Here is a 25,395-nt window from a genome sequence, read left to right as displayed (position 1 = left end):
ATACATTTAGGAGATCTGCAAATGGAACTTTCAATTCAAAAATGGGGCAACAGTGCCGCCGTGCGCTTGCCAACGGAACTACTCGGCATGCTAAAAGTAACGCTTGGTGATAAGTTGTCGGTCGATGTACGTCCTGATGGAATAATGCTAAAGGCTAAGCGGCCAGCGTATGCGTTGACTGATCTTGTTGCGCAATGTGATATGACAGCGTCAGAACCTGCTGACCTGGCGGCTTGGAACAACATTAAACCAGTTGGACGTGAAGTATGGTGAAGCGCGTTAAGTTTGGGCGTGGTGATATTGTGCTGGTGAATTTGGAGCCTGCGCAAGGGCGCGAACAGAAAGGCGAACATCGACCAGCCTTAGTTTTTTCAACATCCGTGTTTAATGCCATGGGGGTAGTGCTAATTGCGCCAATAACACAAGGTGGGGACTTTGCCCGGCATGCCGGTTTTGCGGTGTCATTAAGCGGCTCAGGAACCAAGACGCAAGGTGTGGCGTTGGTTAATCAAGTGCGTATGCTTGACCTTGAAGAGCGAGGTGCAAAGAAAATTGAAACCGCACCAGATTTTGTGGTGGAAGATGCGCTGGCACGGTTTCAAACTATTGTAGATTAACCCAGCCGGGCTGGCGCTCCATTAGCGATGTAATAGGGTGTTTCCACTTTCGCCAGCGGAACACGGCCACGGATTACATCAGCTAATTTCTCGGCGATCATGATCGTCGGTGCGTTGAGATTTCCCGTAACTATCTCCGGCATGATCGACGCATCGATCACACGCAAACTCTCCATGCCATGCACCCGACCTTGATTGTCGACTACCGCCATCGCGTCATATCCCATCTTGCAGGTGCACGACGGATGGAACGCGGTTTCGCCATGTTCACGGACAAAGGCATCGAGTTCAGCGTCGCTACTTACTTCAGCTCCCGGTGAAATTTCCTTGCCTGTGTAAGGAGCTAATGCCTGCTGCTGCATAATTTCACGGGTGATACGAATACCAGCGCGGAATTCAGTCCAGTCCTGTTCATGCGACATATAGTTAAACAAAATGCTCGGATGTTCACGCGGATCTTTGGAGCGCAGCGCGATACGACCTCGGCTGGGTGAGCGCATGGAACCCATATGCGCCTGAAAACTATGTACTTTAATCGGATTGCTGCCGTTGTAGTTGATCGCTACCGGCAAAAAATGATATTGAATATTCGGCCAAGCGAAATTTTCATTACTACGAATAAAACCACCTGCTTCGAATTGATTAGTAGCGCCTATCCCAGTACCAAGAAACAGCCATTCGGCACCAATTTTTGGCTGATTATATAGCTTTAAAGCAGGAGATAAAGAGACAGGAAGTTTGCATTCATATTGCTGGTAAATTTCCAGGTGATCTTGCAAATTAGCACCAACACCGGGTAAATCATGTACCACAGGCACATCTAACTTTCTCAGTAAATCTGCCGGACCAACGCCCGAGCGTTGTAGAATTTGAGGGGAAGCAATTGCACCACTACACAAAAGCACTTCACGTCGTGCCAACGCCGTCTGCAGCGTATCTCTATGAAGATACGCAACGCCCGTTGCACGCTTGCCTGTGAACAAAATACGGTCAGTCAGGGCATGGGTAACGATAGTCAGGTTGGCACGCTGTCGCGCTTGGTCAAGATAGCCACGTGCCGTACTGGCTCGCCGCCCATTAGGCGTCGTAGTGCGATCCATCGGTCCAAAACCCTCTTGCTGAAAACCGTTCAAATCATCAGTGCGTGGATACCCAGCTTGAGCGCCAGCTTCGATCATGGCGTTATACAGCACATTGTTACCATGCTTAGGCGTCGCCACGCTAACCGGGCCGTTATCACCATGGTAGGAATTAGCGCCGATATCACGTGTTTCGGCTTTCCTGAAATAAGGCAAGCAATCCAAGTAAGACCAGCTTTCCATACCTTCGGCACTAGCCCAATTATCATAATCAAGCGCGTTACCACGGATATAGCACATCCCATTAATTAGCGAAGACCCGCCCAAACCTTTACCACGGCCGCACTGCATACGGCGGTTATTCATATGCGGTTCCGGATCAGTTTCATAAGCCCAGTTATAGCGTTTTCCTTGCAACGGAAAAGCCAGCGCCGCCGGCATTTGAGTACGCCAGTCCAAGCGATAATCCGGCCCTCCCGCCTCCAGCAACAATACTGTGACATCAGCGTCTTCAGTGAGCCGGGTCGCCAGTACGTTACCAGCTGAGCCAGCGCCGATAATAATATAATCAAATTCCGCTTGTTTGTTCATGGTTTGTTCCTAAGTTACGTTTACAACTAATCAAACAGGACTAGTTGAAATTTGTATGTGTTGCTGTTGAAGTTGAAGCTGCAGTTGCAGTTGCAGTTGCAGTTGATTTTGCAGTTGATTTTGCAGTTGCAGTTGATTTTGCAGTTGATTTTGCAGTTGACGTTGCTTTTGACCTACCCCCACTTCTAGTTCGGCCGGTTTTTCAGAGGGGAAAAGGATAAGAAAGGTTCGCTGTTTGAGCCGCAGGCGAGTTTCGAACTTTTCCCTTTTCCCCTCTGAAAAATCGGGGTTTCCGAAATAGCGTGGTCGCCTTTTTTGGGTTACCTTTTTTGGCGACGCAAAAAAGGTAACTGGCTGTCGGGCCACCCCCGACCTACAGGCCTCAAATTCACCATGCGGAGGGATCATTTAAGTTAACACAACATCAAAACACCGAGGTATAAGCCCCCAACTCAACCTGAACCGACTTAACCCTCGTATATTGCGCCAAAGTCATCAACCCATTCTCACGCCCCACCCCAGACTGCTTATACCCCCCAACCGGCATTTCAGCAGGCGACTCCCCCCAAGTATTAATCCAGCAAATCCCCGCTTCCAACCGATGAATAACCCGATGCGCCCGACTCAAATTCTCAGTCATCACCCCAGCCGCCAATCCGTATTCGGTATCATTCGCGCGACGAATAACTTCATCCTCATCATCAAAACCTAAAATAGCCATCACCGGCCCAAAAATTTCTTCGCGTACGATCGTCATGTTATCGGTGCAATCGGTAAACACGGTTGGCTCAACATAAGCACCTTGCGCCAAGGATCCTGTAGTAACCCGCCCGCCGCCTGCCAACAATCTAGCGCCTTCAGCTTTACCGATTTCAATATACTTGAGCACACTATCCATATGCGAAAAACTCACCAGCGGGCCAAAATTAGTTTGCAGATCAAGCGGATCACCAACCCGAATCCGTCGCACCCGGTCCACAATTTTTTGCTCAAACGCCGCCTTCATGGAGTTATGTACAAACACCCGCGTACCATTAGTGCATACTTGGCCAGAACTATAAAAGTTAGCCATCATCGCCACATCGGCAGCACGATCCAGATTAGCGTCCGGGAACACGATCAACGGCGATTTACCACCTAACTCCATCGTCACTTCTTTCAAGGTTGAACTGGAAGCACTCGCCATCACCTGCTTGCCAGTCGACGTGCCACCAGTAAATGAAATTTTTTCTATTGAAGGATGCTCAGTCAGCCAGGTTCCCACTTCGCGACCGCCGCCAGTCAGTACATTAAATACGCCATCAGGCAAACCAGCTTCGGTATAAATCTCTGCCAACTTAAGTGTCGTCAACGGCGTCACTTCGCTAGGCTTAAATAACATCGCATTGCCCGCAGCCAGTGCTGGCGCAGACTTCCACAACGCAATTTGAATTGGGTAATTCCAGGCCCCGATACCAGCAACCACGCCTAAAGGTTCACGGCGGGTATACACAAAAGAAGTATCACGCAACGGTATCTGCTGACCTTCTATTGCCGGAACCAACCCCGCATAATATTCGAGCACATCGGCTCCGGTGACAATATCGACCGCACGAGTCTCCGATAATGCTTTACCGGTATTGAGCGTTTCAAGTTCAGCCAATTCGTCATTACGGGCCCGTAAAATTGCGACGGCATTACGCAAAATTCGTGAGCGCTGCATGGCCGTCATGGCAGCCCATATCCGCTGCCCTGCTTGTGCGCTGGCAACTGCGGCATCCACATCGGCTTTGCTGGCGCGCTGCACTTCGGCTAACACTGCGCCATTGGCAGGATTGATGACCTTGAATGTTTTCCCGCTCGTAGCATCAACCCGACGGCCAGCTATGTATAGTTGTTGTACACCTGCATTTGAAAATGCGTTTAAATTTGCGTTTGACATTTTTTTCACCAACTCCATCTTTTAAATAAAAATGGCAGCCAACACCAAAGAGTATTGGCTGCCAAAACAACGAGAAACTTATGCAGCTCTCCTGATCATTTTATGTGGATCAATCACATATTTCTTTGGTGCTCCTGCGTCAAATGAAGCATATCCGTTCGGCGCTTCATCTAATGCGATCACTTGTACACCAACGATTTCAGCAATATTGATGCGATCCCACAAAATGGCTTGCATCAGTTGGCGGTTATATTTCATGACCGGTGTCTGCCCGGTGTGAAAGCTATGTGATTTAGCCCAACCCAAACCAAGCCGAACTGACAAACTACCACGACGGGCTGCATCATCAACACCTCCCGGATCATCCGTTACGTACAGACCGGGAATGCCGATGCGGCCAGCGGCGCGTGTTACTTCCATCAACGAATTCAACACTGTTGCGGGCGCTTCCACTTGCGAACCTTCATGGCCATGGCCACGTGCTTCAAACCCGACGCAATCAACGGCACAATCCACTTCGCGCACGCCCAATATTTTTTCAATCTGATCAACTAGCGATGCATCTTTTGATAAATCAACGGTTTCAAAACCGACCTTGCGAGCGTGATCAAGTCGCAAGGGATTAACGTCACCAACAATCACAACCGCCGCGCCCAGCAAACGTGCAGAAGCTGCAGCGGCTAAACCAACCGGACCTGCACCGGCAATGTAGACTGTGGCGCCCGGCCCTACTCCGGCGGTGACTGCGCCGTGAAAACCTGTCGGCAAAATATCGGACAAACAGGTTAAATCACGGATTTTTTCCATCGCATGTGCTTTGTCAGGAAAAGCCAATAAATTAAAATCTGCGTAAGGCACCATCACGTATTCAGCCTGACCGCCGATCCAATCGCCCATATCAACGTAGCCGTAAGCGCCGCCAGCACGAGCCGGATTTACTGTTAAACAAACGCCCGTGTTTTGTTCCTTACAGGTACGGCATCGGCCGCAAGCGACGTTAAATGGTACTGAGACTAAATCGCCCAATTTCAGCGTTTCAACGTCCGAGCCAAGTTCAATCACTTCGCCGGTAATTTCATGCCCCAACACCAGTCCCGCAGAAGCTGTGGTACGACCTCGCACCATATGTTGGTCTGATCCACAAATATTAGTGGAGACGACTTTGAGGATAACGCCGTGTCCAAGCTTTCTACCTTTTGGTGATACCAGTTTAGGGAAAGGGATACTTTGCACCTCCACCCGACCGGATTCGATATATACAACACCACGATTTTCTGACATGTTTGTCTCCTTTTTATAAAGCATTGTTGAACTCGCACAGTAGTATCTATACGAGTAATACAAGACACCTTTCTAATGAAGGTTTACTTTTCTAAAACAACATCACTCAATGGCTTACTACAGCATGGCAAAATCCAGCCCTGATCAATTTCCCGTTGCCGGATACCGCCAGCATGTTTCATCTCAACCTGCCCCGAAACCATTTTTGTTTTACACGTACCGCACAAACCTTGTGTACATGAGGTTGGTAAACGTAAGCCAGCAGCGCGTGCAGCGCTGAGAATAGTTTGATCAGCACTACATGCAACTTGATAGCCGGTGCGCGTGAATTCAATATTGAATTGGGAAGTTGATACGTGGGAAGTTAATGCGATAGCGGTTTCTGACTGTGCTAATTCAGGAAGGTTCAATAACGCGCCGATATCGGCTTGATCTGCTTGCAATGTTTCAAATGAAAAACTTTCTTCATGATAATTCGCCATAGTGAATCCGGCTGTCTGCAACAGCGCTCGCACTGCCGCCATATAGGGTGCGGGGCCGCAGGTATACACATGGCGATCCATAAAGTCCGGTGCTACATTGTGTAAGATCGCGTGCGTCAAAAATCCATTAAATCCTGCCCACATCGGTTGATTGCCACGTCGTTCGCAGACCAGACCAAGTTGAAATTGGGGGCGGTTAAAGGCCATCAATTCCAGTTCACGCGCAAAAATAATATCGCCGGGCGTACGCGCGCTATGCATAAAAACAATATTGGCATCCAGCACTAAATCATGTGCGGCACGTGCCATCGACATCAAAGGCGTAATGCCGCTACCGGCTGACAGGAACAAATATTTTTGCTTCGGTGGCATCGGATGCAGGAAACAAGAAAATTCCCCGGCAGGGCCCAACACGCGCAAGTTACTGCCTACGGTCAAATTATCATGCAGCCAGTTCGACACGATACCGCCAGGCACCCGTTTAACCGTTATTGATACCTGATCCGGCCGAGTTGGCGTGGACGACAAGGTATAGCAGCGGTTAATGGTTTGCCCAGCTATGTCCAGTTCCAATGTTATAAACTGACCCGGAGCATAGCGAAACAAGCGCGGCTGTGGTGAGCCCAAAACAAAGGTTTTGACGTCCGCTGTTTCCTGCCGTATTTCACGGCAGATTAATGTGTCATCAGAGTCGCCATTCCAAAGAACCGGAGCAGCGTTGAATTGGTGAGTGAGCGAAATGAGCATAAAATTATTCTGCCAGTGCCGACAAACGATTGGTGTACCAGTTGCAAAATTTCTCAACCAGCATTTCAGTAAAAGGCGAATAAGGCCCCGGCTCATAGGCATCGCTACGAATGCCTTGCTGGGAACGCTCAACCAAGGCGCGGTCTTGCGCATTGGTTGCCACCCAAACTGCAGTTAAATCCTTGAGGTTGTAGTCACGGCCTTCCACGGCATCTTTGTGAACCAGCCATGTTGTGCGTACCATTGTTTTTTCTGCGGAAATCGGCAAGACGGTAAAGGTGACGATGTGGTCGCTCATAAAGTGGTGCCAGGAATTCGGCTGGGTCCAGAACGACAACGCACCCAAATCGGCCTGCTGAAAATCAGCCAGTAATTTTGAACTGGCGACTTTGGCATTCATGGTTTGTGATTGCCCTGCTCTATCCAGCGGCAAACGCTGAGTGCGGAATCCGGTGATGCAATCGTCCAGATGATCTAATTCACGGCACGGCAAACCCATGGCTTCCCATTGTTGATGACGTTGCTCCAGGATTTGATTGTATTGATCTATCCCTTCGCAATTTTCCGGCGTCGGTGCATAGCCAAAACCGTATTCGTATAACGAAATTGTCAGCTCAGGATGATTACCGCGACAGTGATAGCATTCGCGGTTATTTTCCATCGTCAGCTTCCAGTTGCAATCTTCGATGATGTCAATCTGGGTGGCGATCTTACAATCAGAAATACGATGCGGTGCAATATACGGCGTCATCGCCGCGGCCAGATCCTCAATATCTTTCGGAGGATTTTCAGCCAGACAGATAAAGATTAGCCCGGCGATATTACGTACATGCACCGGCTTTAAATTATGCCCGCTACGATTAAATGACTCGCCCATGTGCTCGGCAAACAGCAACGTGCCTTCGAGGTTGTATGTCCATTGGTGATAAGGGCAGACCAGATTACCAACGGACCCTTTGTGTTCCGTGCACAAACGTGATCCACGGTGGCGGCAAACGTTGTGAAAAGCATTGACTTGCATATCGTCGCTGCGAACGATCAATACGGAAGTGCGGCCAATTTCAATGGTGACGAAATCACCTTCTTCCGGCACCATTACTTCGGGGCCGACATAAATCCAGTGCTGGCCAAAAATGTGTTTAATATCCTGCTCGAAAATAGCAGGATCGGTATAAAACGGAGCTTCGAGGCTATAGCCCGATTTGCGTCGGTCTAACAGCGTCCGAAGAGGTGAAGCAGGTGTGCTCATCGTTGTGCCTTTAGGAGAGAAAATTAATCGCCGATAAAATCATAGTCAAGCAAAGCAAGATGCAGCACTTGCTCCTTTCCGACATTAGCTTGAAAGATTGCGACATATGATGATAGGCGGTACTACCGCCAAATTGGCAGCAGTACCAAGAATAGTTATTAGGAATAATGGAATTGCGCAAAGTAATGACTGATCCAAATCACAGCCGCACATGCCAGCAACGCCAGATACGGCAAAATACCGGCGCGCAGCCGCGTAGTAACGCCTTGAGGTGCGCCATCATCGCGCATATGTTGCGGAAAAACGCCTTTGTCTTGCACATAGTGACGGAATATAAATACCGGCAAAATCAGCGCCGCTGCAAACAGGCCGTTGCGTAAAGTGCCTTCGCCCCAGACATCGGCTCCGGCTCCCACAAACACCATATTGACGAAGCCGAATACGCCGCCTAACGCCAACAACCAAGTTGGGCAACGGAATGGGCGCGGCCAGTCACTACGGTCCATTCGGTGTATCCAGCCCGCCTGCAAATTCAGGAAATTAAACAGCAAATAGCAGACGTTGGAAATGGTCAGCACCGTGAAGTAATCCGACAGCATCAATAAAAATATATTAAAGACCAGATCCGTCCACATTGCCGACGTTGGTGAACCATGTTCATTTACTTTAGATAAGTAACGCGGCAACCAGCCATCGACGGATGCCTGATACAGCGTGCGTGAAGAACCCATCATCGAGGTCATGACGATCAACAGCAGCGACAACAGCAGCATCACAATAATCAGGTTGGTTACGATAGCGCCACCTTTGACCATTTTCGCCATTGCCAATGCAACGCCGGTACCGTCATAAATACTTGGGTCTAGCAGGGCATCTAATCCTAACGAGCCTTGAAATGCCAGCGGCACGATAGTAAACATCACAATGCAAAGCACGCCGGAACTCAAAATAGCTTTGAAGGTATCGCTGCCGGGATTTTTGAATTCACGCGTGTAACACACCGCTGTTTCAAATCCGAAGGTAGACCAGTTGGCGGCAAACATCGCACCCATCATTAACGTTAACCCAGCTATATTCCAGGTACCAAAACCGATATGACCGGCAGCGTCACGCACCATCGGCAGCAATGGAAAAAAGTGGTCTGACGGCATGTCGCCGGTGATGATAGGAACCAATCCAACGATCACCAAGGGAAACAAACAGGCGATACCGAGAATTTTTTGCTTGCGTGCGGCCTTGGCGGCACCGTGATGTTGCAGGAAGAAGGTTAGCAATAGCAGCAATGCCGCAATGATAAATACTGCATTAATGCGTATCGTTAGGCCCTGATGTATCCAACCCAGATCAGCCAAATTTAAATGCCAGGTTTGAATGGCGGCATTGGCAGGAAACAGGCTGAGCATAATATAGCCAGCAGCTAATCCGGTACCTAGGGCTAACACCGGCGACCAGGCTAACCAGTTGCACCACACCGAAATCGGCGCAATAAATTTGCTGTAACCGACCCAAGCACTCGCACCATAGACAGAAGCGCCGCCCGATTTATGCGGGAATAACCCAGCAATTTCAGCATAGGTAAACGACTGAACGAAACCCATCATGATCGACATTATCCAAACTACCCAAGCAGGTTGGCCGATGGTGGTTGCAATACCACCTATGGTCAGTAAAACCCCGGCGGGTACGCCGCTTGCCGCCCAAAACGCGCCGCGCCAATCGAGAGTGCGATGTAAATTACCGCTGGCAGCATGTGTCACGCCAGGGCTGCTAAAAGATGTGCCGACTACTTCTGAATCCATGTTGCGTCCCCTGATATTTTTTTGTTCTAATGCGCTGTAGGGTGGGCACGGTTTTGTGCCCACGCGTTACTTTCGATCAATAAAACTCTAAATAAAATCCATTGTTTATTTGTGGTTAGGCGTGGGCACAAAACCGTGCCCACCCTACGAAAAAATACCGATATCACTCACCAACCGGCCCCAACGACGAAAACAATTGCATTCCGCTCGGCGTTTGCGTTTCAATCACCGCCGTCAGCGCCGCTCTATCCTGACGCTGCTTGCCAACAAAGCTCACACCACCATCAACGCTAATCATATTCAAGCCGTCCAGCCCCACAGCAACAATACTTTTATCTGCACGTTGCGTCATATTCGTCACCGAACTTTTTAAATTAGTCTTGGATACCTGCCAGCTTTTCCCGCCATCATCACTGCGATAAATTGTGCCGCGCAAACCACCAACCAATAAAGCACCATCAGCGAGATTCAAACCAGTCCATAACGATCCGCTGTAACCAGTTTCTGCATATTCCCACGTCGCGCCGGCGTCTTCCGAATGCAGCACACGTCCCTGCTCCGAAGTGGCATACAAACAGCTCTTGGCATCACCGAAGATGGCATACAAATTACGATCTGCTTTTTTGGCACCAGCCGGTGGCGGCAATGACACAACCGACCAACTCGCACCACCGTCTGCGGTATGCAACATGAGCGACCATAATCCGACTGCCCAACCTTCATTGGCGTTCTTGAAATAAACCGAAAATAACGGTTGATCCACTGCGAAATCGCTACGTTGCAACACCCAAGACTGTCCGCCATCCGCCGTTTTTAGAATCGCCCCCCAATGCCCAACTGCCCAACCGTTGTTCGCATCGGTAAAGGTCACTGAAGTTAAGGTCGAGCTGACGGGCACTGATTTAGCTTGATGAAAAGATTTACCTTCATCGTCCGATAACAGCACCACGCCATAATCGCCCACGGCGACAATGCGTTTTCCGGCGCGGGTTGCCGCCAGCATTTTGACGCTGGTTGCACCGGCAAAGTGTTCTGCCGCCGTTACTTTTAACTGTGGCTTATTAACAGCCACTGGACTCTCGATACTGCTCGCCATGACACTCACCGAAAACAGCGCACCGCTCACGGCCAGGATCAATTTATGTTGGTTTTTCATTGGACTGTCCTAATGACTAAATACTGCTGAAACCCGCACCTTGGATTTGCGCGGAAACGCCCATTCCAAAAACACCGCAATGGCCGGCAAGGCGGTCATCGCCATCACCAAATTCACGATAAACATAAAGGCCAGCAGTTTGCCCATATCGGCCTGAAACTTCAGTTCCGAAAAACTCCAAGTTGCCACGCCGATTGCCAAGGTAATTGCCGTAAAAATGGTTGCCATACCTACTTCGGTAATCGAATGTTCAATCGCCTTGGCGATGGTCTCGCCAGCGGCCAGATGTGCTTGCAAGCGGTTATAAATATAAAACGCATAATCGACCCCAATTCCCACCGCCAGCACCATAACCGGCAAGGTAGCTACGGTGAGGCCGATATCAAACGCCTTCATAAACCAGTAACCGATGAAGGTCCCCACTGTCAGCGGCAAACAGCAAGCAATCACTGCGCGCAAATCACGGTACACAATGAATACCAGCAAAGCGATGGTGGCATAGACGTACAACATCATCGGCAATTCGCTTTTTTCCACTTCATCGTTAATCGCGGCCAACACGCCAGCGTTACCAGCGGCTAAGCGAATGGTGATGCCCGGTTCCACATGCGCGGCACGGAATGCTTTAACTTCGGCAATTACCCGGTTAATCGTAGTGGCCTTGTGATCAGCCAAATACAGATGCACCGCCGTCATGCTGCAATCTTTGTTGAGATAACCGCGCACCCGGCCGATTTCTGTCGACAGTCCGGCATAATTTCCAGAGTCGATCGGCACTGCATTCATCTTCGGGTTGCCCTCGTTATAGCCTTCATTGTAAGTACGCAGATTGCCGGGGAAGGAGCTGATGGAAACTATACCCGGCACACCTTTCAAGGCGTATTCAAGTTTGTCGCCATAAGTGCCAACGGCGGGGCTTTCACAGGATTCCGGTGGTGACTGAATAACAACCGAGAGCCAGTCCAGACCGACATCAAAACTGCTGGAAATAGCGACCGCATCGCGATTAAAGCGTGCTTCCGGGCGCAGTTCAGGCGCACCCGGTTGCAGCGTTCCCACTACCCGGTCATGGCTTTGCCAGATGGAGACGCCGAGCAAGCCAAAGGTGACCAACAACACCATTAACGCATTACGCGGCTTTGCAACCTTGGTCAGCGGCAGCAGCCAGCGCGCGCGCTGTTCGCGCTTTTTCATCGCCTTTTGTGCATACGAATGCGGGAAATTAATGCAGGATGCGGCAACCGGCAGCATCACCAGATTGGTAATGATTTTGTACGCCACACCGAGAGACGCAGTAATCGCCAGTTCACGAATCATCGGGATCGGAATTAACAGCAGCGTGACAAAAGAAACGAAGGCTGTCACCAACGCCAACGTGCCAGGAATGAGCAAGCCGGTAAAACTATGGCGTGCAGCATCAAAGGACGATTTTCCTTCTGCCAGTTCACGCGTAATGAAGTTAATCTGTTGTACGCCGTGTGACACACCAATCGCAAAAACTAAAAATGGCACCAGCACACCTAGCGGGTCCAGCCCATAACCAAGCAAACGCAAAGTACCGAATTGCCATACTAACGAAGTCAGCGAACAGGCAATCGGCAATAAGGTAAAACGGATGGAATGACTGTACCAGTAGACTGCAAGCCCGGTTAACAATAGGGCAATTGCACAAAATACCAACACCGCTTGCGCGCCATCGGCAATGTCGCCGATTTGTTTAGCGAAGCCGATGATCTGCACTTCATAGTCGGCATTTTCAAATGGCGCACGTAATTTTTCTTCAATTAGGTGATTGTATTTAATGTAGTCGATCTTTTTGCCTTCGTTATCGGTTTCACCGATTTCTGCCGTAATCATGGCAGCACTTTCATCACGCGAAACCAAGGAACCAATGAAGCCACCTTCGGATGCGGCGCTCTGGATATGGGCTATATCTTCTGCCGTCAAACTGTCCGGTGTGACTGTGCCGGGAATCACTGGCTGCGAGCGAAAACCTTCTTCAGTGATCTCGTTCACGTAGCTGTTTGGCGTCCATAAGGACTGCACGCCGAGCCGATCAATATTCGGCAAATACGTGGTGGCCTGCGTTACTTTATAAAGAATCGCTAAACCTTCTTTAGTCCAAATTTTTCCGTGCTTGGCTTTAACAACCACCGTCAATCGGTTAGCACCAAATAAGTCGGCGCGGTATTGCTGAAAAGTCTGTACGTATTCGTGCCCAATCGGAATTTGCTTTTCATAACCCGCATCCATGCGCAATTGCAGAGCGAAATAAGCCATGACAGCAGTAAGAATCGCCAGCGAGCCAAGTACCACAGCGCGGTGCGAAAAGAGCCAGTGCTCTAATTTATGAATCAAGCTTGTTAACACGAGCATTCCTTGTTTTTAAAATTCTTTCGTAGGTTGGGCTGGCGCTACACCAGCCCGACATTCGTCTACGTTTAAAATTGTTGGGCTGATACAGCCTAGCTCAACCTACCACGGGCTTCTTTAAAAATTACGAGTTACAAAAACACCGATATTGTTTCGATCTGAATAGGCATTGGTGGTGGAATTTCCGCCGAAAAATGCCGTGTAATTCAGCCCTGCTTGCCATACCGCCGGATTTTGATTGAACAACATATAAAAGTTAGCTGACTTATAGCCATGTGCATAATTTTCATACAACGTTGGGGTAACTCCTTTGAAAGAGTCATAGAAGGTCAATCCCGTCGTCACCTGCCAACCTTTAATCACGGAATTGTCATAAGTAACGTTGTAATCCAGCACAAGACCTGATGACACTGACGTGCCTACTCCTTGATAAATCTGATAGCCAAGCGCCTGATTATTCACCAGCGATGCGCCGTAACCTGCATCAACCAATTGATAGATCTTTTGCCCTGCAACCGTACGGGTATATTGAGTATTCGCGTTCACGTCCGGATAATCGATCACCGCCAATTCTGCTGAAAATATGCCGGTATCTGCATTCACCAGACTCAGGAAAGGATCGCCTCTAGTTTGCTGCCATTGCGCGTCGAAAATAAACTCATACTTGGAAAAATCTTTCCAGCCCTGGCAATTTGCACCAGCCAACGCATTAGTATTGTAATCAGCCGGACCACCTTGAATGAAACAGCCAGTCATAGATACCGCATCATGTGGACGGTAAGAGAGTTCCGTACCAAACGCCCACTGACCGCTTTGGAAGTTGGCGCTGACACCAAACAAGCTGCGATCTTTCACATAGGAATACTCCGTAGCGCCGCTTGCCAAATACGTCGCATTCGGCATTTTGTCAGTGTAGTTTTCATAGTAAAAAGCGTAGCTGACGTCAGAACCGGAAGGCTTATACGCCAACTTCACACCACCCTGCGTATTATTGCCAGGGTTGTTGGTGATGGGCTGATAACCGATGGAATTGTACGGAGCGCCTGAGTACTGACCATTCACCAAATTCTGATTAACAGAATCATAGTATTGACTGTTATTACTATTAGCTCCGGCAATTGAGCCGGCATTTAGTCCACCGAGATTGTAGTTAGTGGTATTACTAGTGAATGGCACAGCTCCTCGACCGAGGCCATTGGAGGTAGACCAAAAAGTACCAACTGGTGGGAACTTATCGCCATTCCAGCCCCATTGCACATACGCCTCGGTCGACCAACCACCCGGCAAACTACTGACGAAACTCAGCATCGGTGCTGGCAACAAAGCCTGCTTCAACAACGTCCCCGGTAAATCCAGTTTTTGCAGATCCAGCGAATTGGTCGCGTTGATACCACCCAATGCATATTGGCTTTCACCCCAGTTAATTACCTGATTACCTAAACGAACGTGCGCACTCTGATCCGCAAGTTGAAAATCCTTTTGAGCCCATAAATCGAGCAACACAATACTGTGCACAGACTGCGCTTTCGCATCCGTTGACAGTGGCGTGCGTTGTGTATCATCCGCCGCAAAATCATACAAGCCAGTAGCACGCATCAAAAACTTGAAGCCTTGCTCACGTGAAGTCAGATACAACTCACTGGTGAGACTGGAGTACGCCGTGTACAACTGATCTTTTTTATAATTCAAATCGCCATTATCACCATTGGCCCAGCCAGCCACATTGGCCGATGCGCCGCAACCATTTGCATTCGGGTCACCGGTCAACGTACAACTTGGGCTCTTGGTACGCATACCAATTCCGCCCGTTATATTCGACACCCACGCCGCCTGTAGATCGCCAATACCTGTATCGTAATTTTCTGCATGTACGGGCAAATATGTAACCGCTCCGCACACAGTCACCCCAACCAATTTCAATATTGATTTTTTCATTTTCTTCTATCCCCAAACTGTTTTAAATCACCCCGCGTTGCGCGCCGGGTTCCAAGCTCCAGATGCAACGCTGCTCGATTTGCTTATTTTTTGATATTAGCGATCACTGATTGCGCTCAAATTTTCAGCAGTAAAGAAGTTATCTTTAAATCGTGGATCTTTTGATCCAGGGGGATATGATCGAATGTCTTTACCTGTGCCAATAATCGTTTCATCGAGTACATAACGACCACTAATCAAATCGTTGTACACCGAAGCGGAAGAAGCACAGGCGCCGAGTTCCCATTGCGGTGTAATGTTATTTTCTTTAGCTTTCCAGATCTTGCCTTGCGCATCGAAATCATCGCCAACGGCTACCCACCAGCTGTCTTCATCGATGTACAACGTTTTCTTCGGAGTTGAATGGCGAACGCCGGATTTAACGGTACCTTCAACTTCCCAAACGCGATGCAACTCGTAACGGCGCATTGCCGGATTGACGTAGTTTGCCTGCATCGCTTCGCTGATTTTGGTATTGAAACGCTGCATTCCGAATCCATTGTAAGGAATGTAGACGTCCTTTTTACCGACCAATTTCCAGTCGAAACGATCAGGGTTGCCATAAAACACAAAGGAGATATCTGCCGGATATTGATTTTCATAACCGATCAGCGGCGCATCATAGGCGTACATCGGCAAACGGCGAACCCGGCGTTGTCCGGTAAAGTAATAAAAGGTATCGACATCTTTACCGTAGTAATAACGCTGTATCGTTCCTTGTCCGGCTAAAGCAGCAGGCTCGGTATAGAGATAATAGAAACCGTTTTGCATGGCTTCCGGCTCCAGGTTTCCAGACATCGGCTTATCAACCCAGGGGAAATACGACAATTGATTCCAACGTGTTGTGATCGGCGTGGTCGTGCCAGGACGTGGCGAAACAACGGTATAGGCATCAGGCCATTCTGCAGCTAAACCCTGGTAGCGCATCAGCCAGTTCCACATAACTTCAATACCAGTTTGTGGCATCGGAAATGGCACACTTGGCAAAACTGCGCTATCCAAAGTCCATCCATTTTTGCCAATGGCAGACTTGCCCGCGGTTGCTTTAGTACTGTTAATTACGCTATCAGGAAGGCCGCATTCACGGTGCGCTGGATAAACAGGCATGGTGTAACCCTTGACCTGTTTAAGCATTTGAATCTGACCCGCAGTCAGCTTATCGGCATACTTATCAACGTTCGATGCATCGATAACAAAGAGTGCTTTTTCTGCCTTATATTTCCAAAAATCTTCCCGCAACTTTCCATACGACCAACCCGGCAAGGGCTTGCTCATTCCCGAAAATTCAGGAATCGCACCGTCTTTGCTACCAGCCTTCTCCGCTCCAACACCAGTCAAATCCTGACCCAAACGCGTCATATCTGCCGCCGACGCCGTTACCAACCCAGTCACTAACCCCGTTACAGCGAGCGCCCTCAACACATTTGCAATTTTCATTACTCAATCTCCCCTCTGGTTCAATATAATTTTTATGAAGCGAATGGAACTAGCGCAAAACTCTACTTGCACCTCAGTAACTTACACGGCAGCAATAAGAGCAACTAGACCGTCAACGACATACTATTGACTGTCTACGTCAGGTTATTGCGCAACGCACCAAGTAGAGTCAAAAAATCATCAGAAAAGGATGGGAGGCTATTCATAAAAAGCATTTGTTTGAAATGGGATTTCATAGAGTGGAAAGTGCAAAAAACGAGTAGGAAGAATTGAATAGATTAGCTTAAATTTGTTAGCTAACCTAGAAATTAATGCCGTGTGGAAACATGCATACACATGGCATAAATTTGACTTGATTTCTTGGGGGATTTGCTGCTGGGCTTTAATAAATAATCGCGTTGTTTTTAATGTTGGCAATGAAACAGCGAGTGCTAATCCAGCGCTGTCAGGTGAGGATTTTTTGAGTTAATGCTTCGGACTGCGTAGCCGTTTTATTGACTATCGTTTCCGGGCACGGCTAATGGGGCAATCCAGGTAACAATGCAAATGACAGTCGAACAAGGGGCGAAAAGAGACTGAGTCTTTGGGAGTGCTGATAATGGTGTGAATAGACTGGGCGATGCCATCCAGATTTTCGATCTATGCCATCACCCTTGAATGTAGGCTGTCAATTGATGTGGGATCAATCCAGATGAACGGACTTAAATGTGGGTATTTAATTTAGCAAACGAATAACTAAATTGTGCCCATGGCGACCAATTAACTTTCATCCCTGACTTCTGAACAGTCTCTTAGATTCGCAGCATCAGTCAACAATATCGCAGTCAGTATTTTATCTAAAATTCAGATATCTTACTGTACACGATCCAGCCAGGAATCGCCGGTATACATGCGCATAGGTTTATCCTTTACCTCTTCAAACCGTACCACTTCGCCAGCGACATCTCCTCCTGTCGTTGCCATGAAGCGGAATTTCCCGTTACCCAGCGGTTCCAGTGAAACCGGATTATCCAGGTTTTGTCCGTTCGGTGTGATGATGACCAGTTTTTTATTTAGCAGGACAACTTGCGAATCACCCAGGACAAATTTCGAATCACCCCAGTATCCGCGATACAGACCGGCATAACGTTCCCAAGATGCATCCCACTCGACTTGGACAGTTTTTTCCTTGGCTGCTTTTGCCACTGCCTGGCCTACCGTAGCCATCAATTGTTGTGCAATATCAGACGGATCGGAATCGTTGGTATTGGTTAATACAATAACCCCGACCTTGTCATCCAGTTGAATCAGTGTCTGGGTGGTATTACCAAAATAACCTCCTTTATGTCCAATATAAGTTTTGTCCTTGACGCGTCTCATATCAAAACCAAGTCCAGATCCGGTAGTCCAGTTTTCCTCAACCGAACGAACCCGCAGCATTTCGCGCCATGAACCACCGCTGACGATTTGAGCGCCACCGCGCGGGCCTCGCCGAAACTGGGCAGAAATGAATTTCGCCAAATCATTTACATCCGACGTTACACCAGTCGCCGACCCCATTCCTTTGGCATCGACAAATGGAAAGATGGCACGGGATCCGTCCGGCATGCGCCGGCCATAGGGAACCGCAAGACCGGCAACATTTTTATCAACACTGGAATCGTTCATACCCAATGGCTTGAAGATGTTTTGAGTCACGTAATCCGCCCATTTTTGTCCGCTCACTTTTTCAACTACATCCCCGGCAATGGCAAAACCAAGATTGGAATACTTCCAACGGACCGATGGCGCAAATGTCGCCTGCCGATCTGAAAGCAGACGCTGTAATTCTTCGCTGGTCGGAAATTGCAATGAAGACCAATGGTCAGACGCCTCGCGCTGCAAGCCTGAACTGTGGGACAACAGTTGTTCAATGGTGATTGGCCCATCGTCGTCTCCGGCAGGTTTTGGCGTGAACCACGGCAAATATTTCACAACCGGATCATCGAGCCCAAGCTTGCCTTGTTCACGCAACTGCATGATGGCAATTGCTGTAAACAATTTACTGTTTGACGCGATGCGAAATTTTGTTTCTGGCGTCATCGGCAATTTGACCTTGATATCTGCAAAACCAAATCCCTTGGCCCAGACTAGTTTCTGATCACTGACAACCCCGATTGCGATTCCCGGTAAACCTCGATAGGCAATCTGCCCTTCCATCCAAGCAGAAAATAGGCGCTCTGAGCCAAGAACTTCTGGGTCATCCGAAATGGTGGATGTTTGTGGTACTGCAGTTCGAATGTCATTTGATCGCTCACTTTCCTGAGCCTGTACGAATTGAATGCTCAAAAAACAGAACATAAAACCGATAAGTAATAGTTTGGCACGCATATTTTTTCCTTTTATCAAAAATTAGATTTTCGTTTGTATAACTAGTCTTAAAACGTTACCTGCAACAACATATTTTTGATAATTCGTCGTTAAATTGCGAATGCCATAAACGTCCGGTTCGTGCCGAGACTGTGTAAAAACCAAAATTCCAGCCGTGATCGATTTTTATTCGTTTAGATTGCCGTTTAAGCGGGTCAGGGGCGTCTCAGTTTAATCTGTTTTTTTAATTTCAAGCTGTCCGTTTTTTTAGTGCGAAGCTTAAATCGCTTGTAGTGACTCTGAAATGGGTGATATTTGCAACATAAAGCCCCTCTCAGGCCCCCATCACCATCATCAATGGGATGATGCCTATAATTTTCATCACGCGTTTCATGTTATACGCCAGCACATGCAAGCTCATTTCTGTTGCAACATGCTTGAGTGTTCGCATCAGAAAGTGCTGAGAGCCCATCATCCATTTTTATACGGATCCATACTCAGCGTGGCGATTTTGGATACGTTGGCAAATCTGGGTTCATATGATCCCAATGAGAAGCGCTGGATGTGAAAAAGTTTACCTTGGGGTGAAAATTTGATGGGTCATCAAGGGTTCCTGCTCGAAGGCCTAACATTTTCGGCATGATCTCAAGTCTGGCAAATAACTGTGATCCGCAATTTGGACAAAAACCACGACTTATAGCATTTCCACTGTCAGCTTTTGATTCGTAATATTTCACTGCGCCACTAATGGAAACATTTTCCTCCGGGACGAATAGTGCGGGAGTGAATGCGCTTCCTGAACTGCGTTGGCAATCACGACAGTGACAATTACCTGAGAAAACAGGCTCTCCAGAATATTCAAAATGGACTGCGCCACACAGACAACTTCCGGTCGATAAATTGCTCATATGATTCATTTCCTTAAGAGTAAGTTTTAGCTTTACGAGACATCCGCCATCCGAGACAAGACGCAAGAGAATAAATAAATTACAAGGTAAATTAATGTACCCGAGAAAAATTCTTACACACATCCCAGAGATATGGGACAGCCGCCCGCTTTGAAGAGGCTATCCAACTGTCCGATTGAATCCGCTCCCGATTTAAGTCAGTTACGAATCATTGAACTGTTGAACCGTTAGCCAAATCTACCGAGCTAAACCAGTCTCGTGCTTTCTAATTGTAACCTGACATGTTGCAAACTGGAAATATTATACCTAGACGTTCTTCTGTGCCTAACTAGTACTTACGGCCCCAGACCCACGTCACTTTCCAAAACTAATTCTCCACTCAGCAATTCAGAATCGCAATGCATTTACAAACAGGCGATGAAATTGGATTTGAGCTTGGAAAGTTAGTCAATCATGCTGAGATGCGGCCACAACAAGAATTTGACGAAAATAACCGGAATGGCATCTCAGCCGATGCGCTTGCATTACAGCCATCCTGCCGTCGAAAGTTTTTACATTTTCGTGCTCGCCGTTTTTACTTATTCTCTTAAGCATTTGATTTATTGGATATATTATTTCATGGCACGGCATATGCTTCATATCGATCTAAGCTCCGTTGGGTCGATAAATTGACCCCGATCTCAGTCCTTATCACGCTTTGGAGGTTTTTATGAAATCCTTTCTCAGGCCATGTTTACTGGCTTCAATGGTTATTGGTGGGTTGGCGACCATTTCATCTACTGCGATGGCCACACCCAGCATCTGCGATGGGGTAAGTGGCAATCTCGTGAGCAATTGTGGATTCGAGGGTGGAACGTACTCCAGCACGATCGGCGGGAATACCAATAACTCTGTGCCAAATAATTGGCTGCCAAGCGCTGGCTATGACTTGGAACCTAGCTTCAATCACACCATAACAGCTCCACCCCTAGTCAATAGCGGCACTACTGCCCTCTCGATCGGCAATGATGACGGCCAGCCGGTACCAACCCTCTCGCAAACCCTGACCGACGTGTCCGGCAGCACCTACAACGGCAGCGTTTATGTGCTCTACGGCGCTGCGGGTACAAGTGATACCAATGTTTTCTTCGATCTCTCAATCAACGGTTCAGACTTGGTGGCGCTCAACAATACTGCGTCAGGCGCAAACACTCAGTATACGTTTAGCTTTGTGGGAACTGGGTCGGATCTCCTGACTCTGGGAGGAAATACAAGTCCTTCTGAGTGGTACGTGGACGATGTGGTTGTTACGGGGCAAGCGGCATCAACACCTCCGAGTGTCCCGGAACCGGGAACGCTATTCCTAGCGGGACTAGGTCTGCTGGCGCTAGCCGCAGGACATCGCAAAGCAAAAAAACATTAATTGGCCTGTCTCTCAGAAAACCGCCTTCGGGCGGTTTTTTTTGCTGTAAGTGAAGCCGCAACCGTGGAATATCGCTCATCGTTATTAAACAACACACCTCACCTTTAATCCACTCCTGCGTACTGCGAAGCTCAACGTTTAGAATTACGTTTTTTTTAGTTAGTAGCGTGTAGATGCTGGGTTATCTACCCAGCCGACAACCCGAAATAAAATCAGTAATCAACCAAATGGTGTTCGCGCAAATAGGCCAGCAAGGCTTGTGCCTTTTGTTCTGCACTACCTTCTTTCAAAACAACGCTAGCACGCACTTCAGTATCACCACCAATCGCGCCCAACATCCGGCTATGTCCGCTTTGCACAATTTTGGCTTTCAGCGGGCGCGGTCGTCGCAACGCGGGTTCTATATTCCACGCTTGCGACGGCGTATCATTTGTGCCGTTACTTTGGTGTTTACCAGCCACATAGCTAATCCGTCCGGATCGCGCCCGAGCATACGCATATTGGCGTGTTTGCGGTGCACGCGCATGTACTGTCAAGAGCACTGGTAAACTCACTTCCAGACGGCGTCGCATGCCTTTGGGTAAAAACTGCCGCAGTTGTAATTGCGCCTGCAAACCCTTCGTTTGAAATTTCGCTTCCAGCACATCAGCAACTAATGGCATTTGCAGGCCTTCAGCCAATAAATAGGGTAATAAACCCGAACCGGACTGACCGTCGGAACGGACGCCGCACAGCACAATATCGAAACCCTGCAAACGCGCTTGCAAGGCGGCCACTACGTCAGCACCCTGCTCCACTGTCAAGACTTCAATAGCGCTAGCACCCAGACCGAGGTAATCGTTAAGGCTTTCCTTACTCACCATTCCTGCACACAGTATTGTCAGGCGCTGCTCTGGCGCCAAACTGCAGGCAAGTTCAAATGCTGCTGCGTCACTGCTACTACGTAAGGGGTGGCCGCTTACTGCATGCTGTGCGGGGGACAGCAACACCGCGATTTTAAGTGGTGCAGTTTCGGACATATTCATGTTCAACTCGTTTGCCATAGTGCCCTTATGCGTATGATGTTTGCGTAGTCATTTTTTCCTGCTTAGCTTGCTGAACTTGCGACATTAATGCTCGCATCAGCGCCTGCGCATCTTCAACCACCATCAAATTTGCTCGTTTGGCGATTGGGGCGCTGGCATCCAGATTCACCGCAATCACATGCCGGCATTCTTTAATGCCTTGTAAATGTTGAACCGCACCAGAAATACCGAGCGCCAGATACACGCTGGACTGCACCGTCTTGCCGGTTGCTCCGACCTGTTTGTCGCGACTAAAGCGGCCGTCATCAACCGCTACCCGGGAAGCGCCAACTGACGCGCCAAGCAGCGTAGCCAATGCATTGAAAGCTTCCATGTCATTCATGCCGTTACCGGCAGAGACAATGAAGTCCGCTTCTTCCAGGCTAATACTGTCCGGGTTACTGGTCTCCAAACCGAGATCGGTTACTACCGAAGGGAATACCTCAGTGCACTCATGCGTCATCACTGATCGGCCTTGCCCAATGAACGGTAAATTAACATCTGCCGCATGGCGGGCTAACAATACGATCTGAGGCAGTGCGCAGCGGGCGTATTTTCCGCCGGGGACTAATCTAAGGGCATAGTCGCCACCAACTTCCACTACATCGGTGGCAATCGAATATTTACAGCGCGCTGCTAGGCGTCTTCCCAAGTCACCATCTGCGTTGCGGTCTGCTAGGAAAAGGTGTTGCGGCTGATACTCAGCAATTAGTTTAGCGACCAATGCGAGTGACAGTTCCGGGCGAAACTGCATTGCATCTAACTGGCTCAGAGTGATGACAACATCTGCGCCAAACGCGCCAAGATCTTCGCCTGTGCCACCTAAAACAGCCACTACCACAGCGGTTTGCAGATCCGCCAGCAAGGCGGCGGCGGCAATGACTTCCTTCCCATGCGCATCTAACATGCCGTTATCGCTATGTAGCAAAACCAGCAAATTACGGGTAGCCGTTTGTGTCGTTCGGAATGTTTTTGCTACAGCGGTATGACGAGTTAGCTGCAAGTCACGTGTGCCCTGATCGCTGCCTAAAATAATCCGTTTCAATCCATTGGCGCTAATTACATACGGTCGGCGTGGATTGATTCGACGGGTTGCTGAAGTTGGTTGCATTAATTACTCTCCCAAACGCTGTTCAACTAATTCAGCCAGCTCCATCACTTCCGGACGCGGGCCAACCACACCTTCAAGCATAAACGTGCAGTTAGGACATGCCACGGCGACGATTTCTGCACCGATAGAATTGGCATCGATAATGCGGATATCCGGGATGCGCGTCGTGCCGGGGATGTCAGTGAAAGGCGCTCCGCCGCCACCACCGCAACAACGTGCTTTTTCGCGTGAGCGTTCCATTTCACGCACGCTGTGTCCCAAGGCTTCCAGCACTTCGCGCGGGGCATCGAATTCACCGTTGTAACGCCCCAAATAACACGGGTCGTGATAGGTGAGTGGCGCACTGAGTAACGGCGTTTTTTTCAGGCGAATCCGGCGCTCTTTAAACAAGTGCGCAATCAAACCGCTGTGATGCCATACATCGTAGTGCCCACCTAAAGCGGGGTATTCATTTTTGAGGCAATGGAATACATGCGGGTCAGGCGTCACAATATGCTTAAAGGCACGCTTGCCCAGCATGGCGATATTGTTTTTCGCCAGCTCTTGGAAAGTTGCCTCATCACCTAAGCGGCGCGCTAAATCGCCGCTATCAATTTCCGCTGCGCCCAGCACGGCAAAATCAACACCAGCATGTTGCAGCACACGTACCAGTGAACGTAACGCTCGCTGATAGCGCATGTCGAACGCACCTTCACCTGCAATTAATAGCCAATCGGTTTTTTGTCCCGGAATTAAGGTCGGTACGTTTAAATCAATCGCCCAGTTATAACGTGCCGATTTTGCAAAGCCGCCCACGGTTTCGGTATGACGTAGGTTTTCTAAAACCTGTGCGCCTTTGCCCGGCACTGCTCCTTGCACTAGCGTTTGTTCACGGCGGATATCGATAACGGCATCAACATGCTCGATCAACATCGGGCACTCCTGCACACAGGCGCGGCAAGTGGTGCATGACCAAATGGTATCTGCGTCGACTAAACCGGGGATGATCGCCAGATGCGGCGCGCCGCTATGCTGACCAACCGGTTTGCCCGGATACGGTGTTCCAGCATAAGCAGAATCATCTTTGCTGGCCAGTCCGACTACCATATCCTGAATCAACTTCTTCGGATTAAGTGGCTGCCCCGCAGCCAAGGCCGGACACGCAGCTTCGCATTTACCGCATTGGACGCAAGCGTCAAACTGCAGCAGACGATTCCAGGAAAAATCGGCTGGTTTAGCTACGCCGTAATCGCCCTTGGACAAGTCAAGCAAACGCAGATTGGTTGACCGCTTTCCAGCAAAGCGATCTTGGCGCGGATGAAAAGCCAGATTTAACAAACCCGCCACGGCGTGTTTCATTGGACCGCCCATGCCTATTCCAAGCGCCAGCTCAGCACTGCCGATTAACAGCAAAACGATCACGATCAGTGCCGGTGCTTGCGCGCCTTGCGGTGCCAGCCAAGCGGCTAGTCCAGAACCTATGGCAAAAGCCATCAAGGTAAATGGCAAACGCATCCACGGCCCGCGTGATAAACGCGTCGGCGGTGCCAGACGGCGCCAGGCCATTAAAGCGGAACCGAATAACATCAAGGTAGATGCCAGCAATAACACCCGGTCGAGTAACGGTGAATACTGAGCTAGCCCATAGTTGATGGCAATAATCAGCAACGCCAATACCGCGCCACCGGCAACCATTGCGTGAGCGCGGGCGATGAACGGTTCACGCGCAACCACATTGTGCAAATCAACAAAATAGCGTTTCGGTATCGAAAATAAATTACCAAGTGCTAATGGTGCAGCGCGACCATTCCGCCATAGCCGCGCACGCATTAGCAGACCCAGCAAAAATATTGCTACGCTAGTCCAGAATGAGACTGTCAAAACAAGCGCGAGCATA

20 protein-coding genes and 1 pseudogene are annotated in these 25,395 nt (G+C 49.0%); 4 read left to right on the top strand and 17 right to left on the bottom strand.

The annotated features are described in order from the left end of the window. The first annotated feature begins 21 nt into the window (after window positions 1-21). Together S2091_RS16680 and S2091_RS16675 are read left to right on the top strand one after the other, a co-directional pair. Window positions 22-273, top strand: coding sequence for an AbrB/MazE/SpoVT family DNA-binding domain-containing protein (locus S2091_RS16680; RefSeq protein WP_105533087.1), 252 nt, complete (start codon window positions 22-24; stop codon window positions 271-273). Further along, a complete protein-coding gene (locus tag S2091_RS16675; RefSeq protein ID WP_105533086.1) occupies window positions 267-617 on the top strand; it encodes a type II toxin-antitoxin system ChpB family toxin in 351 nt (116 codons plus the stop codon). Before S2091_RS16680 ends, S2091_RS16675 begins: the two co-directional genes overlap by 7 nt. Here the strand turns inward: S2091_RS16675 and betA are convergent. The 14 genes and pseudogenes from betA to S2091_RS16605 all read right to left on the bottom strand — a co-directional run bounded on the left by betA (window position 614) and on the right by S2091_RS16605 (window position 19,942). Then, the gene (gene betA, locus S2091_RS16670) at window positions 614-2,287 is read right to left on the bottom strand and encodes a choline dehydrogenase (RefSeq protein WP_105533085.1); all 1,674 of its coding nucleotides are present in this window, start codon (window positions 2,285-2,287) and stop codon (window positions 614-616) included. The genes S2091_RS16675 and betA overlap by 4 nt on opposite strands. A gap of 30 nt (window positions 2,288-2,317) precedes the next feature. Further along, window positions 2,318-2,653, bottom strand: coding sequence for a hypothetical protein (locus S2091_RS23870; RefSeq protein WP_133166931.1), 336 nt, complete (start codon window positions 2,651-2,653; stop codon window positions 2,318-2,320). Between the two features lie 58 nt (window positions 2,654-2,711). Next, window positions 2,712-4,208, bottom strand: a complete 1,497-nt coding sequence (gene betB / locus S2091_RS16665; RefSeq protein ID WP_105533084.1) for a betaine-aldehyde dehydrogenase — start codon at window positions 4,206-4,208, stop codon at window positions 2,712-2,714. 78 nt (window positions 4,209-4,286) lie between these two features. After that, window positions 4,287-5,489 (bottom strand): formaldehyde dehydrogenase, glutathione-independent, encoded by a 1,203-nt coding sequence (fdhA, locus tag S2091_RS16660; protein ID WP_105533083.1) that lies wholly within the window; start codon window positions 5,487-5,489, stop codon window positions 4,287-4,289. A gap of 83 nt (window positions 5,490-5,572) precedes the next feature. Continuing rightward, the gene (locus S2091_RS16655) at window positions 5,573-6,718 is read right to left on the bottom strand and encodes an FAD-binding oxidoreductase (protein WP_105533082.1); all 1,146 of its coding nucleotides are present in this window, start codon (window positions 6,716-6,718) and stop codon (window positions 5,573-5,575) included. A gap of 4 nt (window positions 6,719-6,722) precedes the next feature. Continuing rightward, window positions 6,723-7,967: an aromatic ring-hydroxylating oxygenase subunit alpha gene (locus S2091_RS16650; RefSeq protein ID WP_105533081.1), complete on the bottom strand. Its 1,245-nt coding sequence runs from the start codon at window positions 7,965-7,967 to the stop codon at window positions 6,723-6,725. Window positions 7,968-8,125: 158 nt separating this feature from the next. Then, on the bottom strand, window positions 8,126-9,766 hold the full coding sequence (locus tag S2091_RS16645; protein ID WP_105533080.1) for a trimethylamine N-oxide permease: 1,641 nt from the start codon (window positions 9,764-9,766) through the stop codon (window positions 8,126-8,128). Between the two features lie 163 nt (window positions 9,767-9,929). Next, entirely contained in the window at window positions 9,930-10,922 is a 993-nt protein-coding gene (locus tag S2091_RS16640; RefSeq protein WP_105533079.1) for a WD40/YVTN/BNR-like repeat-containing protein, read from the bottom strand. Window positions 10,923-10,931: 9 nt separating this feature from the next. Further along, on the bottom strand, window positions 10,932-13,292 hold the full coding sequence (locus tag S2091_RS16635; RefSeq protein WP_207769731.1) for an efflux RND transporter permease subunit: 2,361 nt from the start codon (window positions 13,290-13,292) through the stop codon (window positions 10,932-10,934). A 120-nt stretch (window positions 13,293-13,412) separates the two neighbouring features. Continuing rightward, window positions 13,413-15,230 (bottom strand): DUF1302 domain-containing protein, encoded by a 1,818-nt coding sequence (locus S2091_RS16630; RefSeq protein WP_105533077.1) that lies wholly within the window; start codon window positions 15,228-15,230, stop codon window positions 13,413-13,415. A gap of 96 nt (window positions 15,231-15,326) precedes the next feature. Then, the gene (locus tag S2091_RS16625) at window positions 15,327-16,706 is read right to left on the bottom strand and encodes a DUF1329 domain-containing protein (protein WP_105533076.1); all 1,380 of its coding nucleotides are present in this window, start codon (window positions 16,704-16,706) and stop codon (window positions 15,327-15,329) included. Between the two features lie 852 nt (window positions 16,707-17,558). Further along, window positions 17,559-19,055: a serine hydrolase domain-containing protein gene (locus S2091_RS16615; protein WP_207769730.1), complete on the bottom strand. Its 1,497-nt coding sequence runs from the start codon at window positions 19,053-19,055 to the stop codon at window positions 17,559-17,561. Window positions 19,056-19,368: 313 nt separating this feature from the next. Then, window positions 19,369-19,515: pseudogene (locus S2091_RS24530) on the bottom strand (IS5/IS1182 family transposase); the annotation flags it as partial. A gap of 16 nt (window positions 19,516-19,531) precedes the next feature. Beyond that, complete coding sequence (locus S2091_RS16605; protein ID WP_105533074.1) at window positions 19,532-19,942, bottom strand: GFA family protein; 411 nt, start codon at window positions 19,940-19,942, stop codon at window positions 19,532-19,534. A gap of 398 nt (window positions 19,943-20,340) precedes the next feature. Here S2091_RS16605 and S2091_RS16600 point away from each other — a divergent pair, with 398 nt between their 5' ends. Continuing rightward, window positions 20,341-20,532: a hypothetical protein gene (locus tag S2091_RS16600; protein WP_105533073.1), complete on the top strand. Its 192-nt coding sequence runs from the start codon at window positions 20,341-20,343 to the stop codon at window positions 20,530-20,532. 119 nt (window positions 20,533-20,651) lie between these two features. Continuing rightward, window positions 20,652-21,344: a PEP-CTERM sorting domain-containing protein gene (locus tag S2091_RS16595; RefSeq protein WP_105533072.1), complete on the top strand. Its 693-nt coding sequence runs from the start codon at window positions 20,652-20,654 to the stop codon at window positions 21,342-21,344. A gap of 212 nt (window positions 21,345-21,556) precedes the next feature. Here the strand turns inward: S2091_RS16595 and S2091_RS16590 are convergent, their stop codons facing one another. Genes S2091_RS16590 through S2091_RS16580 form a run of 3 tightly spaced genes read right to left on the bottom strand, consistent with a single transcriptional unit; the run spans window position 21,557 to window position 25,394 of the window. Beyond that, the gene (locus tag S2091_RS16590; RefSeq protein WP_165795010.1) at window positions 21,557-22,369 is read right to left on the bottom strand and encodes an electron transfer flavoprotein subunit beta/FixA family protein; all 813 of its coding nucleotides are present in this window, start codon (window positions 22,367-22,369) and stop codon (window positions 21,557-21,559) included. Window positions 22,370-22,394: 25 nt separating this feature from the next. Further along, window positions 22,395-23,519: an electron transfer flavoprotein subunit alpha/FixB family protein gene (locus tag S2091_RS16585; protein WP_105533070.1), complete on the bottom strand. Its 1,125-nt coding sequence runs from the start codon at window positions 23,517-23,519 to the stop codon at window positions 22,395-22,397. A gap of 3 nt (window positions 23,520-23,522) precedes the next feature. Further along, window positions 23,523-25,394, bottom strand: a complete 1,872-nt coding sequence (locus S2091_RS16580; protein WP_105533069.1) for a (Fe-S)-binding protein — start codon at window positions 25,392-25,394, stop codon at window positions 23,523-23,525. Window position 25,395 lies beyond the last annotated feature (1 nt).

Origin of the sequence: Solimicrobium silvestre (genome assembly GCF_002976435.1) — a bacterium.
Taxonomy (GTDB): Bacteria; Pseudomonadota; Gammaproteobacteria; order Burkholderiales; family Burkholderiaceae_D; genus Solimicrobium; species Solimicrobium silvestre.
Note: the sequence above shows the minus strand (reverse complement) of the source record. Positions and strands in the feature narration are given on the sequence as shown.